This window comes from Pseudomonas sp. 05N433, assembly GCF_056396925.1.
Genome location: NZ_JBFTML010000014.1, coordinates 140,275 through 154,189 on the forward strand (window position 1 = coordinate 140,275; position 13,915 = coordinate 154,189).

Annotated in this window: 14 protein-coding genes and 1 rRNA gene; 6 read left to right on the plus strand and 9 right to left on the minus strand. The window is 59.6% G+C overall.

What is annotated here, in order from left to right:
- Positions 1–41: 41 nt before the first annotated feature.
- The 4 genes from AC1DIS_RS10435 to mreB all read right to left on the minus strand — a co-directional run bounded on the left by AC1DIS_RS10435 (position 42) and on the right by mreB (position 3,529).
- Positions 42–638 carry a Maf family protein gene (locus AC1DIS_RS10435; protein ID WP_064620318.1) on the minus strand — a complete coding sequence of 199 codons (597 nt, stop codon included), beginning with the start codon at positions 636–638 and terminating at the stop codon, positions 42–44.
- 91 nt (positions 639–729) lie between these two features.
- A complete protein-coding gene (gene mreD, locus AC1DIS_RS10440) occupies positions 730–1,221 on the minus strand; it encodes a rod shape-determining protein MreD (RefSeq protein ID WP_086944700.1) in 492 nt (163 codons plus the stop codon).
- Positions 1,221–2,348, minus strand: coding sequence for a rod shape-determining protein MreC (gene mreC / locus AC1DIS_RS10445; RefSeq protein WP_081626525.1), 1,128 nt, complete (start codon positions 2,346–2,348; stop codon positions 1,221–1,223). Before mreC ends, mreD begins: the two co-directional genes overlap by 1 nt.
- Positions 2,349–2,491: 143 nt before the next feature.
- Complete coding sequence (gene mreB, locus AC1DIS_RS10450) at positions 2,492–3,529, minus strand: rod shape-determining protein MreB (RefSeq protein ID WP_477780863.1); 1,038 nt, start codon at positions 3,527–3,529, stop codon at positions 2,492–2,494.
- A 210-nt stretch (positions 3,530–3,739) separates the two neighbouring features.
- Here mreB and gatC point away from each other — a divergent pair, with 210 nt between their 5' ends.
- The 6 genes from gatC (at position 3,740) to AC1DIS_RS10480 (ending at position 9,006) form a co-directional block, all read left to right on the plus strand.
- Complete coding sequence (gene gatC / locus AC1DIS_RS10455; RefSeq protein ID WP_007901429.1) at positions 3,740–4,027, plus strand: Asp-tRNA(Asn)/Glu-tRNA(Gln) amidotransferase subunit GatC; 288 nt, start codon at positions 3,740–3,742, stop codon at positions 4,025–4,027.
- A gap of 16 nt (positions 4,028–4,043) precedes the next feature.
- The gene (gene gatA / locus AC1DIS_RS10460; RefSeq protein WP_018927218.1) at positions 4,044–5,495 is read left to right on the plus strand and encodes an Asp-tRNA(Asn)/Glu-tRNA(Gln) amidotransferase subunit GatA; all 1,452 of its coding nucleotides are present in this window, start codon (positions 4,044–4,046) and stop codon (positions 5,493–5,495) included.
- 10 nt (positions 5,496–5,505) lie between these two features.
- The gene (gene gatB, locus AC1DIS_RS10465) at positions 5,506–6,951 is read left to right on the plus strand and encodes an Asp-tRNA(Asn)/Glu-tRNA(Gln) amidotransferase subunit GatB (RefSeq protein WP_477780864.1); all 1,446 of its coding nucleotides are present in this window, start codon (positions 5,506–5,508) and stop codon (positions 6,949–6,951) included.
- Between the two features lie 191 nt (positions 6,952–7,142).
- Positions 7,143–7,517 (plus strand): septal ring lytic transglycosylase RlpA family protein, encoded by a 375-nt coding sequence (locus AC1DIS_RS10470; protein ID WP_064620325.1) that lies wholly within the window; start codon positions 7,143–7,145, stop codon positions 7,515–7,517.
- A gap of 50 nt (positions 7,518–7,567) precedes the next feature.
- Positions 7,568–8,629 carry a calcium/sodium antiporter gene (locus tag AC1DIS_RS10475; RefSeq protein WP_064620328.1) on the plus strand — a complete coding sequence of 354 codons (1,062 nt, stop codon included), beginning with the start codon at positions 7,568–7,570 and terminating at the stop codon, positions 8,627–8,629.
- A complete protein-coding gene (locus AC1DIS_RS10480; protein ID WP_007941215.1) occupies positions 8,626–9,006 on the plus strand; it encodes a carboxymuconolactone decarboxylase family protein in 381 nt (126 codons plus the stop codon). Before AC1DIS_RS10475 ends, AC1DIS_RS10480 begins: the two co-directional genes overlap by 4 nt.
- Before the next feature lie 30 nt (positions 9,007–9,036).
- Here the strand turns inward: AC1DIS_RS10480 and AC1DIS_RS10485 are convergent, their stop codons facing one another.
- The 5 genes from AC1DIS_RS10485 to rrf form a co-directional block, all read right to left on the minus strand.
- Positions 9,037–9,978 carry an AEC family transporter gene (locus AC1DIS_RS10485; protein WP_018927222.1) on the minus strand — a complete coding sequence of 314 codons (942 nt, stop codon included), beginning with the start codon at positions 9,976–9,978 and terminating at the stop codon, positions 9,037–9,039.
- Between the two features lie 129 nt (positions 9,979–10,107).
- A complete protein-coding gene (locus tag AC1DIS_RS10490) occupies positions 10,108–12,411 on the minus strand; it encodes a PqiB family protein (protein ID WP_064620337.1) in 2,304 nt (767 codons plus the stop codon).
- The gene (locus AC1DIS_RS10495; RefSeq protein WP_477743239.1) at positions 12,404–13,027 is read right to left on the minus strand and encodes a paraquat-inducible protein A; all 624 of its coding nucleotides are present in this window, start codon (positions 13,025–13,027) and stop codon (positions 12,404–12,406) included. Before AC1DIS_RS10495 ends, AC1DIS_RS10490 begins: the two co-directional genes overlap by 8 nt.
- Positions 13,014–13,673, minus strand: coding sequence for a paraquat-inducible protein A (locus AC1DIS_RS10500; protein WP_477743238.1), 660 nt, complete (start codon positions 13,671–13,673; stop codon positions 13,014–13,016). The genes AC1DIS_RS10495 and AC1DIS_RS10500 overlap by 14 nt, the downstream gene beginning before the upstream one ends.
- Positions 13,674–13,822: 149 nt before the next feature.
- A 5S ribosomal RNA gene (rrf, locus tag AC1DIS_RS10505) occupies positions 13,823–13,915 on the minus strand; the annotation flags it as partial.

Sequence of the window (13,915 nt, forward strand, 5' to 3'; positions counted from 1 at the left end):
GGCATGTTCACGATAATGGCCGCATCTTGTCAGTACGACGCTCAGTGCGCGTTAAGGGTTTGCCAACAGGGTATTCCGAAATGGCCGAGCAGTTCTGCGGTTTCGCACAGCGGCAAACCGACCACCGCCGAGTAACTGCCATTGAGCCCGGTAACGAACACCGCGCCCAGCCCTTGAATCCCGTAGCCGCCCGCCTTGTCCCGGGGTTCGCCGCTGGCCCAATAGGCCGCCGCTTCATCGCGGCCGATGGTGCGAAAACGCACCAGACTGCGCACCACCAGAGACTCGCAACGTTCACCATCGTGCACCGCAATCGCCGTCAGCACTTCATGCTCACACCCGGACAACAGCATAAGCATGGCGCACGCTTCGGCTTCATCCACCGGTTTGCCGAGAATTTTCCCGTCCAGCACCACGGCAGTGTCGGCGCCCAGCACGCAGAAATCCGCGTCGGACACGATCGCCCCGCGCCCGACCTCGGCCTTGCCGCGCGCCAGACGCTCGACATAGGCCGATGGGGATTCTTCAGGGAAAGGGGTTTCGTCGATGTCCGCGCTGATGGTGGTGAACGGCACGCCGATCTGAGCGAGCAGTTCACGCCGACGCGGCGAGCCTGAGGCGAGGTACAGCTGTTTCATCAAGACATCTCCCTGTCTAGTGCCCTGTCTCACGAATACTGTTCCTTTTTGGCGAGACAGGGCACCGGGTGCGAGCACATGCCTGACCGAATTAATTGATTTTGTAGCGTCGACGCAAACCGCGCAAACCGAAGCTGATCCAAGGCCAGAGCAACGCACTGACCAGCGCTGGCAACACCAGCGCCAGGGTCGGCTGACGATTACCGGTCAGGGCGCTCAGCCACAACTGAACCAGTTGGGCGAGGCCGAAGATCACCAGGATCACCAGGCTCTGCTGCCACATCGGGAACATGCGCAGGCGCTGCTGCAGCGACAGCACCAGGAATGTAATGAGCGTGAGGATCAATGCGTTCTGGCCCAGCAACGTGCCATACAGCACGTCTTCGGCCAACCCCAGGCACCAGGCCGTCACCATGCCGACTTTCTGCGGCATGGCCAACGCCCAGAAGGCCAACAACAAGGCCAGCCACAAAGGACGCAGGATTTCCATGAATTGCGGCAGCGGTGAAACGCTGAGCAACATGCCGATGGCGAACGTCAGCCAGACCATCCAGCCGTTTCGGGAGGAAGTTGCACCGCCCATTATTCTGTTCCCCCAGTAGTGGCCGGCGCGGCGACAGGCGGTTTGGCAGCAGGCTTCACGGCCGCGGGTTTGGGTTTGGCGGCCGTCGCCGTCGCGGGTGGCTTGGCGGCAGCAGGATGGGACGCAGCAGGTTTGACTGGGGTCGCGGCGGCAGGTGCGGCAGGTGCGGCAGCCGGAGTTGCAGCGGCAGCCGGTACCACCGACGCGGCCGGTTTCGGCACGGTTGCAGGAATGATCGGCCCGCCACCTTGCCGGTCCAGAGCCTCTTGAGCCTGGGCGGCTTCGTTGGCGCGCTCCTCGGCTGTGCGACCATCACTGAACACCAACAGCAAATAACGACTGCGGTTCAGCGCGGCAGTCGGCACCGCACGCACAATGGCAAACGGTTGACCGGAATCGTGGATCACTTCCTTGACCGTCGCTACCGGGTAACCCGCCGGGAAACGCTGACCGAGGCCGGAGCTGACCAGCAGATCGCCTTCCTTAATATCGGCAGTATCGGCCACATGACGCAGCTCAAGGCGTTCCGGGTTGCCGGTGCCGCTGGCAATCGCCCGCAGACCGTTACGGTTCACCTGCACCGGAATGCTGTGGGTGGTGTCGGTCAGCAACAGTACCCGAGAGGTGTACGGCATCAACTCGACCACCTGCCCCATCAGGCCACGGGCATCGAGCACCGGCTGACCGAGGATCACACCGTCGCGCTCACCTTTATTGATGATGATGCGATGGGTAAAGGGGTTGGGGTCCATGCCGATCAACTCGGCCACTTCGACCTTCTCGTTGACCAGCGCGGAAGAGTTGAGCAACTCGCGCAGCCGAACGTTCTGCTCGGTGAGGGCGGCAAGCTTTTGCATGCGGCCCTGCAACAGCAGGTTTTCGGTTTTGAGTTTTTCGTTTTCGGCGACCAGCTCGGTCCGGCTGCCGAATTGGCTGGCCACACCTTGCCATAGCCGCTGTGGCAGGTCGGTGATCCAGTAAGACTGCATCAGCACCAGCGACATTTGGCTACGCACTGGCTTGAGCAGTGTGAAGCGGGCATCGACCACCATCAGCGCGACCGATAGCACGACCAGCACCAACAAGCGCACGCCCAGTGAGGGGCCTTTGGTGAAAAGCGGTTTAATAAGCCGCTCCTCCCAGGCAAATGTTCTCTTTATTCATACGGCATCAAACCGGCCTGGATGCAGACTGACAGAAGATAAACGCCAACAGGCAGCACTGCAAAGTGCTGCCTGCGGGCTCACCAGCATAGATGCATCGGGCGAGATCACTCGCTCGACAGCAGGTCCATGGTGTGTTTATCCATCATTTCCAATGCACGGCCACCGCCGCGAGCAACGCAGGTCAGCGGGTCTTCGGCGACGATCACCGGCAGACCGGTTTCCTGGGCCAGCAACTTGTCGAGGTCGCGCAGCAAAGCGCCACCACCGGTCAGTACCAGACCACGCTCGGCGATATCGGAAGCCAGTTCCGGAGGCGATTGCTCCAGCGCACTTTTCACTGCCTGAACGATAGTGRCCAGCGACTCTTGCAGAGCTTCCAGCACTTCGTTGGAGTTCAGGGTGAATGCGCGTGGAACGCCTTCGGCCAGGTTACGGCCACGAACGTCGACTTCACGAACTTCGCCGCCCGGGTAGGCCGTACCGATTTCCTGTTTGATGCGCTCGGCGGTGGATTCGCCGATCAGGCTGCCGTAGTTGCGACGCACGTAGGTGATGATCGCTTCGTCGAAGCGGTCGCCGCCAACCCGTACGGATTCGGCATAGACCACACCGTTGAGGGAGATCAGCGCGATTTCAGTGGTACCGCCACCGATATCGACAACCATCGAACCGCGAGCTTCTTCAACCGGCAGGCCGGCACCGATCGCAGCAGCCATTGGCTCTTCAATCAGGAACACTTCACGGGCGCCGGCACCGAGGGCCGACTCACGGATGGCACGACGCTCAACCTGGGTGGATTTGCATGGAACGCAGATCAGCACACGAGGGCTAGGCTGCAAAAAGCTGTTTTCGTGAACCTTGTTGATAAAGTACTGCAGCATTTTTTCGCAAACGCTGAAGTCGGCGATCACGCCGTCCTTCATCGGACGAATGGCTGCAATATTGCCCGGCGTACGACCGAGCATGCGCTTGGCCTCGGTGCCGACAGCAACGACACTTTTCTGGTTACCGTGTGTCCGAATAGCCACAACCGATGGCTCATTCAGGACGATACCGCGCTCGCGCACGTAAATAAGGGTGTTGGCAGTGCCCAGGTCAATGGAAAGATCGCTGGAAAACATGCCACGCAGTTTCTTGAACATGGGAAAGGGACCCTAGGCAACGCGTGGGTAAAAAAGTGCGGCAAACTCTAACAACGACAGGGATTTTGGGCAAGGCGCCAATATGTTAAATTGGCTGCTTTTCTGTGCACCAAGCACCACAATCGCGGCCTTGAGACCGTAGATATGCGGTAGTGTTCCGACAATCTAACACACGGACGCGGTCCGTTTTGTTTTCCACTGGAGATTCCCATGGCGCTTGAACGCTCCGACGTGGAAAAAATCGCTCATCTGGCCTGCCTTGGCCTCAATGATGCCGATCTTCCACACATCACTTCGGCCCTGAACAGCATTCTCGGGCTGGTCGACGAAATGCAAGCGGTCAATACCGACGGTATCGAGCCGCTGGCCCACCCACTGGAAGCCAGCCAGCGCCTGCGTGCAGACGTCGTGACCGAGACCAATCATCGCGAGGCCTATCAGTCCATCGCACCAGCGGTCGAAAACGGCCTGTACCTGGTTCCGAAAGTCATCGACTAAAGGGAAAGAGCCTGCAATGCATCAATTGACTCTGGCCGAGATCGCCCGCGGACTCGCCGATAAAAAGTTTTCCTCCGAAGAGCTGACCAAAGTCCTGCTGGCGCGCATCGCCCAGCTCGACCCGCAGCTCAACAGTTTCATCAGCCTCACCGAAGACCTGGCACTGCAGCAGGCGAAAGCCGCTGACGCACGTCGGGCCAACGGTGAGAGCGGCGCCCTGCTCGGTGCGCCGATCGCCCACAAAGATCTGTTCTGCACCCAGGGCATCCGCACCAGCTGCGGCTCGAAGATGCTCGACAACTTCAAGGCGCCGTACGACGCCACCGTGGTCGCCAAACTGGCCGCTGCCGGGGCCGTGACTCTGGGCAAGACCAACATGGACGAATTCGCCATGGGGTCGGCCAACGAGTCGAGCTACTACGGCGCGGTGAAAAACCCGTGGAACCTGGAATATGTTCCGGGCGGTTCGTCCGGCGGTTCCGCGGCGGCGGTGGCCGCTCGTCTGTTGCCGGCGGCAACGGGCACCGACACCGGCGGCTCCATTCGTCAGCCCGCTGCGCTGACCAACCTAACCGGCCTGAAACCGACGTACGGTCGTGTTTCGCGCTGGGGCATGATCGCCTACGCATCCAGCCTCGATCAGGGCGGCCCGCTGGCCCGTACCGCCGAAGACTGCGCGATCCTGCTGCAAGGCATGGCCGGCTTCGACCCGCAGGACTCCACCAGCATCGACGAGCCCGTGCCTGATTACAGCGCCGGCCTCAACGGTTCGCTGCAAGGCCTGCGCATCGGCGTGCCGAAGGAATACTTCAGCGCAGGCCTGGACCCGCGCATCGCCGACCTGATCATGGCCAGCGTTGAAGAGCTGAAAAAGCTCGGCGCCGTGATCAAGGAAATCAGCCTGCCGAACATGCAGCACGCGATTCCTGCGTACTACGTGATCGCCCCGGCGGAAGCGTCCTCCAACCTGTCGCGCTTCGATGGCGTACGTTTCGGCTATCGCTGCGAAGACCCGAAAAACCTGGAAGACCTGTACAAGCGCTCCCGTGGCGAAGGTTTCGGCCCGGAAGTGCAGCGCCGGATCATGGTCGGTGCCTATGCACTGTCGGCCGGTTACTACGACGCCTACTACCTCAAGGCGCAGAAGATCCGTCGCTTGATCAAGAACGACTTCATGGCCGCCTTCAATGAGGTCGACATCATCCTCGGCCCAACCACGCCGAACCCGGCCTGGAAGCTCGGCGCCAAGAACAACGACCCGGTCGCCGCGTATCTGGAAGACGTCTACACCATCACCGCCAACCTCGCCGGTCTGCCGGGCTTGTCCATGCCTGCAGGTTTTGTCGATGGCCTGCCGGTCGGCGTGCAACTGCTCGCCCCGTATTTCCAGGAAGGTCGCCTGTTGAACGTTGCCCATCAGTATCAGCAAAACACTGACTGGCACACCCGCACCCCAACCGGCTTCTGAGGAGAAACACATGCAATGGGAAGTCGTGATCGGGCTGGAGATTCATACCCAGCTCACCACCCGGTCGAAAATCTTTTCCGGTAGTTCCACCACCTTCGGTTCCGAGCCGAACACCCAGGCCAGCCTGGTTGACCTCGGCATGCCCGGCGTATTGCCGGTGCTGAACCAGGAAGCAGTGCGCATGGCGGTGATGTTCGGCCTGGCCATCGATGCCGAGATCGGTCAGCACAACGTGTTCGCCCGCAAAAACTACTTCTACCCGGACCTGCCCAAGGGCTATCAGATCAGCCAGATGGAATTGCCGATCGTCGGCAAGGGCCACCTGGACATCGCCCTCGAAGACGGCACGGTCAAACGCGTCGGCATCACTCGCGCGCACCTGGAAGAAGACGCCGGTAAAAGCCTGCACGAAGAATTCAGCGGCGCCACCGGCATCGACCTGAACCGTGCCGGCACGCCGTTGCTGGAAATCGTTTCCGAGCCGGACATGCGCAGCGCCAAGGAAGCCGTGGCTTACGTCAAGGCTATCCACGCGCTGGTACGCTACCTGGGCATCTGCGACGGCAACATGGCCGAAGGCTCGCTGCGTTGCGACTGCAACGTGTCGATCCGTCCGAAAGGCCAGGCCGAGTTCGGTACTCGCTGCGAGATCAAGAACGTTAACTCGTTCCGCTTCATCGAGAAGGCGATCAATAGCGAAGTGCAACGCCAAATCGAACTGATCGAAGACGGCGGCAAAGTGATCCAGCAAACCCGCCTGTACGATCCGAACAAGGACGAAACCCGTCCGATGCGCAGCAAAGAGGAAGCCAACGACTACCGTTACTTCCCCGACCCGGACCTGCTGCCGGTGGTCATCGAGGACTCGTTCCTCAACGAGGTGCGCGCCACCCTGCCGGAACTGCCGCCGCAGAAACGCGAGCGTTTCCAGCAGCAGTTCGGTTTGTCGGTGTATGACGCCAGCGTACTGGCCACCAGCCGCGAACAAGCCGATTACTTCGAGAAAGTCGTGAGCATCAGTGGCGACGCCAAACTGGCGGCCAACTGGGTCATGGTTGAACTGGGCAGCCTGCTGAACAAGCAAGGCCTGGACATCGACCAGTCGCCGGTTTCGGCCGAGCAACTGGGCGGCATGCTGTTGCGCATCAAGGACAACACTATCTCCGGCAAGATCGCCAAAGTGGTGTTTGAAGCCATGGCCAACGGCGAAGGCAGCGCGGACGAAATCATCGACAAACGCGGCCTCAAGCAAGTGACCGACACCGGCGCGATCTCGGCGGTACTGGACGAAATGCTCGCGRCCAACGCCGAACAGGTCGAACAGTACCGCGCGGCAGACGAAGCCAAACGCGGCAAGATGTTCGGCTTCTTCGTCGGCCAGGCCATGAAAGCCTCCAAAGGCAAGGCCAACCCGCAACAGGTCAACGAACTGCTTAAAAGCAAGCTCGAAGGCTGATGAGAATGGAGCCAACTCTCAATATTGGCTCCATTCCTTGTGGCGAGGGAGCTTGCTCCCGCTGGTCTGCGAAGCAGGCCCAAATCGGCAACCGCACTCTTTCAGCGAGAATGCATCAGCCGATTTTGCGACCGCTTCTCGGTCGAGCGAGAGCAAGCTCCCTCGCCACATTTATTTTGGGAGCCGTCCAAATGAAACGTCTGCTCAGCGCTTGCGCCTTACTCTCTCTGCTGGCCGGTTGTGCCAGTACCGACACCATCGATCCACACGGCTACGACAAGACCGGCACGGCTTCGTATTACGGTGCCAAGCACCATGGCAAAAACACCGCCAGCGGTGAGCGTTTCAACCAGCATGGCCTGACCGCTGCCCATCGCCAGTTGCCATTCGGCACCCGGGTGAAGATTACCAACCTGAATAACGACAGATCCTGCGTGGTACGCATCAACGACCGTGGACCGTATTCTCGCGGGCGCCTGATCGACGTGTCCCGTGAAGCGGCCGAACAGTTGGGCATGCTGCGCAGTGGCACCGCGAAGGTTCGCGTGCAAGCCCTCGACGACTGATAGATGGAGCGCTGACTATTTTCGGACTGGCCGATTTACCCCTGATCAGCGTGATTGAATTGCTCTGCGGTCTGTTTTTATTGATCGCCGGCGCCGAACTGATGGTGCGCGCCGCGGTACGCCTGGCCGCGCGCCTGCATGTGCGGCCGCTGATCATCGGCCTGACCATCGTGGCCCTCGGCAGCAGCGCACCGCAGATGGCGGTCAGCTTGCAAGCCACCCTGGCGCAAAACGCCGACATCGCCGTCGGTAGCGTGATCGGCAGCAGCATCTTCAACATCCTCGTCACCCTCGGGCTCTCGGCGCTGATTACTCCATTGCGGGTTTCGCGACAATTGGTGCGTCTGGATATTCCACTGATGATCGGCGCCAGCCTGCTGGTGTTCGTACTGGCGTGGAACAAAGAACTGAATCGGGTCGACGGCATGATGCTGCTGGCCGCGCTGGCGCTGTACCTGGGCTTGCTGCTGCGCCAGTCGCGGCACTCGACCCGTCCGCCATCAGGGGCTCATGAAGCGTCGCAGGCACCGTGGTTCAGCAGCCTGCTGATGATTGTCGCCGGGCTGGCGATGCTGGTGTTCGCCGGGCACTTGTTGCTCGGCGCCGCGGTGGCGGTCGCGACCGACCTGGGGTTGTCGGAGCGGATCATCGGCCTGACCATCGTCGCCGTCAGCACCTCCCTGCCGGAACTGGCCACTTCGTTGATCGCCGCGCTGCGCGGTCAGCGGGACATCGCGGTGGGCAACGTGATCGGCAGCAACCTGTTCAACCTCTTGGGCGTGCTCGGGCTGACCGCATTGATCGCGCCATCACCACTGTCGGTCTCGCCCAACGCGCTGGATTTCGATTTGCCGGTGATGCTTGGAGTCGCGCTGCTGTGCCTGCCTGTGTTCTATTCCGGCTACCGGGTGACCCGCGCCGAAGGCCTGCTGTTTTTGGGCTTGTACCTGGCCTATGGGCTGCACGTGGTGTCGTTCACCGCGGGCATGCCACTGGCCGGCAAGCTTGAACACCTGATGCTGTTTTTCGTCCTGCCAGCGCTGGTGGCGTTTTTGCTGTTCACCTCGCTTCGCGCCTGGCGTCGCCAACACCACAAGAGGGAAATGCCATGAGCACTGATAAGAAGCCTGGGGTTGAAATCCGCCGCCAAGTGATGGGCGACGCGTTCGTCGACCGCGCCCTGGGCAACGCCACCGAATTCACCCAGCCGCTGCAGGACTTCGTCAATGAGCACGCCTGGGGCGGCGTGTGGAACCGTGAAGGTTTGCCGCTGAAAACCCGCAGCCTGATCACTCTCGCTGCGCTGACCGCGTTGAAGTGCCCGCAAGAATTGAAAGGCCATGTGCGCGGTGCGTTGAACAACGGTTGCACGGTGGAAGAGATTCGCGAAGCGCTGCTGCATTGCGCGGTGTATGCCGGTGTGCCGGCGGCGATCGATGCATTTCGGGCGGCGCAGGAAGTGATCGACACCTATCAGAAGCCGGAGTAGGCGACCTGAAGAACGCCGCAAATCCCGAGGTTAGATCCACCCACCCCACTGCAACAAAAAGATCCCGATGTTGGTGGTGACCGCCGCCATCAGTGTAGTAATCACGATGATCGCCGCCGCCAGCTCATGATTGCCATTGGCCTGCCGGGCCATGACGAAACTGGCCGCGGCGGTCGGGCTGCCGAAGTACAGAAACAGAATCCCCAACTCCGCCCCACGAAAGCCCCAGAGCCAGGCGCCGAGTGTCGCCAGTACCGGCAGGCCGATCATCTTCACCAGACTTGAACTCAGCGCCATCGTGCCGCTTTTGCGCATTGCCGCCAGCGACAACGTGCCACCGATGCAGATCAATGCCAATGGCAAGGTGGTTTGCGCCAAATATTGACCGGACCTCTCCAGCCATCCCGGCAAGCCGATCTGGAACCAGGCAAATGGTGCGGCTGCAATCACACTGATGACCAGCGGATTGGCCATCACACTTTTGCAGATGCTCCACGGATCAGACTTGATCACCGGGCTATAGACCGCCAGCACAATGGTTGAGAGCGTGTTGTAAAACAGGATCACCAGCGCCGCGAGAATCGCCCCAAGGGAAATGCCATAGTCGCCGTACATGCTCGCCGCCAGGGCCAGGCCGATTACCCCGTTATTGCCGCGAAACGCGCCTTGGGTGTAAATGCCCCGATCTTCCCGCGGGCATTTCCAGATCGCCCAACCCCAGGCAATTGCAAAACACATCAGGGTCGCGACCGAGAAGTAGATCAGCAGCGCCGGTTGCAACGCAGCGTGCAGGTCGGCATGCAAGATGCCCAGAAACAGCAACGCCGGCATGGTGACATTGAACACCAGGGCCGACGCAGTATGGATGAAGTTGTCGTTGATCCAGTCGATGCGCTTGAGCAGCACACCCAGAAACAGCATGGCAAACACCGGCGCAGTGATGTTCAGGGTTTCGAGGAAAATAGCCAGCATGCCGGGGGAACCTTGGGTGGGCGTCGTTAGGGGGCTAATGATAAGCCACCGGAGACGTCGGCGTCTGGTAGACCGTCTTCGCAGGCTTGCCCGCGAAGACGTCCTGATAAACGCCAAATTAACCTCAGGTTACTTACCGATAGAAATCTTCGGCGCCCAAGTCAGCCATTCATCTTCAAACTTGTCGAACAGCGGAAACGTTTGCTCGGGCCGCGCCGGGACACCCATGCGGTCGCCATCCGGTGTGGCAAAGGCGATACCGCCCTGGATCAGCGTCTCCAGCGATTCGGTGCGTATGGTTGCGCCTTTGAACAAGCCGTAGTCAAAACCAAAACCACTGGTGTTCCAGAACCGCGTGCCACTGCGCACCAATGGCGCGTACTTCGGCTCGATCAGGATGTGTACCAACACTCGATCCGCCGTCTGGCCCAGCTCATAGCCAGTCACCTTGCCCACCGTGATTTCGCGATAGGTGACGGGCACACCGGTCTTCAGCGAGCCTCGACGAGCTGCACTCAATACCAGGCTCAAACCGGCCTCTTCCTTGGCGGTTTCCGGAGGATTGGTCAGCGCTACGAAGTCCTTTTGCGGACCGAGATTCTTCGGCGCCGGTTGCACTTCGATGTACTGCCCGGTCACCAGCGTCTCAAGGTTGGACGTCTTGATCAGACCTAATTCAGGTTTGACCACCCAGAACTGACTGCCCACTCGAGCGATACGCTCCGGCACTTCCGTGATTCGCGCAGTCAGCAGCACCGATTGCAGGTCGTCGCTGAGGTCGACGTCTTCGACCTTGCCGACGTCGAGGCCTTTGAACCGGATCGGCGTGCCCGTGCGCAGACCATCGGCGCGATCGACCTTGATGGTCACCACGGCGCCTTTCTGGTTTGCCTCTTCATGACTGGCGAACAGACGGAAACGTGGAATGCGCTTCTGCAACGGCGCTTTGGCTTCCGGGGTTTCGAAAGCAATGCCGCCGGCCATCAGGCTTTGCAAAGACTCACTTTTGACCTGGATGCCGCCGGTCAGTCCACCCGTCAGCGTAATACCGCTGGCATTCCAGAAGCGCGTCGAGGCGTTGACCAGCCCCTCGTATTCCTTCTCGATGTGCACACCGATCATCAGCTGTTTTTTAGTGCGAGAGAACTGGTAGCTCTGCACCGAACCCACCTTGACCTGCTTGTAGAGAATCGGACTGCCGACTTCCAGTGAGCCGAGGTTTTCGGTGAACAGCACCAGATGCAGGCCCGGCGAACGCAGATCCAGCGGCGGAGCCTTGGCCCGTGCTTCGAACTCGCGCTGCGGTGCGCCACCCTTGTCGCCAGGGCGCACGGCGATGTAGTTACCTTTGACCAATGCTTCCAGACCGGTGATACCGGCAAGCGAAATTGATGGTTTGACCACCCAGAACTGTGTGCCGGTGACCAGGTAATCCTCAGCCAATGGGTCGAGCGTCAGCTCGGCGGTTGCACTGGAGAGGTCCGGGTCAATCTTGAGCGCTTTCAGATTGCCGACCTGAATGCCTTTGTACATCACCGGTGTACGACCGGCCTGCAGGCCTTCGAAATCGCTGAGTTTGACCTTGACCCGAATACCGGCGGCGGCTGCATCGAAGTCTTCGTAGAGACGGAACGGCAGGCTTGGATCGGTGGGCGGGCTGTCCTTGCGGTTTTCCGGTGTAGCAAACGCAATACCACCAGCGACGATGCTGGCGAGGGACTCGCTACGCACTTTCACACCGGACAGGTTGGCATCGATGCTGATACCGCTGGCATTCCAGAAACGCGTGTGTTTGCGTACCAGGCTGGCGTAGGTCGGTTCGATGAAGACTTTGAGTTCAACGGTGTTCTGGTCCGCGGACAGCAAATAGCTTTTGATCTGACCGACCTGGATCTGCTTGTAGAACACCGGGCTGCCGCGATTCAGCGAACCGAGACGATCAGCCTTGATGGTCAGGTGCAGACCAGGCTTGGCGTCCGACAGCGGCGGCTCTTCGGCCAGGGCCTTGAACTTGCGGGTCGGTTCGCCCTCTCCCGGGCTGACAGCCACATAGTTACCCGAGACCAGCGTCTCCAGGCCCGTGATACCGGCCAGGGTTACGCTCGGCTTGACCAGCCAGAAACGCGTGCTGGTTCTGAGGTATTGCTCCACGTCCTTATTCATCTCGATGGTGGCGATCACGCCTTTGGAGCTGCCTTCGTCATCGAGTGTGAGGGCTTTCACCTTACCGACCGACATACCTTTGTAAACGACTTCGGTCTTGTTGGCCTGAATACCTTCGCCGCTTTCGAAGCGCACATGGATCTCAATGCCTGTCTCGCTATAGGCACGCCAGGCGAGCCAACCGCCAATGAGCAAGGCGATCAGGGGCAATACCCAAATGGCAGACCAGTTAGAGGCCGGTCGGGTTTTCGCTGTAGGCAAATCAGTCATGGTCGTCGTCCGACTCCGTGTTATCCCAAATCAGTCGGGGATCGAAAGTTACTGCGGCAAGCATCGTCAGAATCACCACACAGGCGAAGGCGATGGCGCCAAGGTTGGCTTCGACGCTGGCTAGCCGTCCGAAATTCACAACCGCCACCAGGATGGCGATCACAAAAATATCCAGCATCGACCAGCGGCCGATGAACTCGATAAAGCGGTACATCCATATACGTTGGCGCGCGGAGAGTGGCTGGCGGCGCTGCACCGAAAACAGCAGCAACCCGATGCCCACCAGTTTGAACGTAGGAACCAGAATACTGGCGATAAAAACCACAGCCGCGATTGGAATCATGCCGTGCTGAACCAGTTGGATCACGCCGGACATGATGGTGCTCGGATCACCCTGCCCCAGGGAACTGACGGTCATGATCGGCAGCACATTGGCCGGGATGTAAATAATCGCAGCGGTGACCAGCAGCGCCCAGGTACGCATCAGGCTGTTCGGTCGGCGCGCATGAACCAACGCACCACAGCGGGTGCAGACCTGCTCGTCGGTGCCAGCTTCCTGCTTGTTCAACTCGTGGCATTCGGCACAAATCAGAATGCCCGCATCAATCGCCCGCATGGGCATCTTCTCCTGATAATGCCTGCCAGATCTGGTGCGGCGACATCACCACTTCCAGCCAGACCTGGACCAACAACAAACTGATGAAGCACGCCAAACCAAGACCTACGGTAATCGCCGCCATATCGGCCAATTTGACGATCGCGACCAGCACGCCCATGAGGTAAACCTCAAGCATCCCCCAATCCCGAAGATGGTGATAAATGCGGTAGAGCAGCAAACCGTAGCTGCGTCCGATATTGAATCGGATACTCAGCAGCACCACCAATTGGCAGAGCAGCTTGAGCAGCGGAATCCCCATGCTGCAGAGAAATACGACTGCTGCTACGCCCTGCATACCGGTATCGAACAAACCGAGAACACCGCTCCAGACAGTGTCATTCGATGACTGCCCGAGTAGATGGAGTTGCATGATGGGTAAAAAGTTCGCGGGGATATACAACAACAGTGCGGCAATGACCAAGGCGAGACTGCGCTGCACGACATTGTGCCGATGGGCATACAGCTCATAACCGCAGCGTGGACAAATGGCCTTCTCACCATGGGCGAGTTCAGGCTTGCGCATCAGCAAGTCGCACTCATGACACGCCACCAAACCGTCCAGTGGTAAATCTGACAGCCTAGGGGCGTCAACCGGATCTGGCATAAAGGCTCTGGCTCCAAAAATGTTGGACCTATTCTAGTGTCCTGACTCGAAAATAACTGTGCATTTTTGTGTTGCCAGAGAAGTAGACTTTTTCTGCGGGCAAAACAAAACCCCTACCTGCATACGCAGATAGGGGTTTCGGAATTTAATCTTGACGATGACCTACTCTCACATGGGGAAACCCCACACTACCATCGGCGATGCATCGTTTCACTTCTGAGTTCGGGATGGGATCAGGTGGT

Bases quoted from the DNA above. Each gene is read 5' to 3' on its own strand.
- AC1DIS_RS10435 (WP_064620318.1), bottom strand. From the start codon at position 638: ATGAAACAGCTGTACCTCGCCTCAGGCTCGCCGCGTCGGCGTGAACTG.
- mreD (WP_086944700.1), bottom strand. From the start codon at position 1,221: ATGGGCGGTGCAACTTCCTCCCGAAACGGCTGGATGGTCTGGCTGACG.
- gatC (WP_007901429.1), top strand. From the start codon at position 3,740: ATGGCGCTTGAACGCTCCGACGTGGAAAAAATCGCTCATCTGGCCTGC.
- gatA (WP_018927218.1), top strand. From the start codon at position 4,044: ATGCATCAATTGACTCTGGCCGAGATCGCCCGCGGACTCGCCGATAAA.
- AC1DIS_RS10470 (WP_064620325.1), top strand. From the start codon at position 7,143: ATGAAACGTCTGCTCAGCGCTTGCGCCTTACTCTCTCTGCTGGCCGGT.
- AC1DIS_RS10480 (WP_007941215.1), top strand. From the start codon at position 8,626: ATGAGCACTGATAAGAAGCCTGGGGTTGAAATCCGCCGCCAAGTGATG.
- AC1DIS_RS10485 (WP_018927222.1), bottom strand. From the start codon at position 9,978: ATGCTGGCTATTTTCCTCGAAACCCTGAACATCACTGCGCCGGTGTTT.
- AC1DIS_RS10490 (WP_064620337.1), bottom strand. From the start codon at position 12,411: ATGACTGATTTGCCTACAGCGAAAACCCGACCGGCCTCTAACTGGTCT.
- AC1DIS_RS10495 (WP_477743239.1), bottom strand. From the start codon at position 13,027: ATGCGGGCGATTGATGCGGGCATTCTGATTTGTGCCGAATGCCACGAG.
- AC1DIS_RS10500 (WP_477743238.1), bottom strand. From the start codon at position 13,673: ATGCCAGATCCGGTTGACGCCCCTAGGCTGTCAGATTTACCACTGGAC.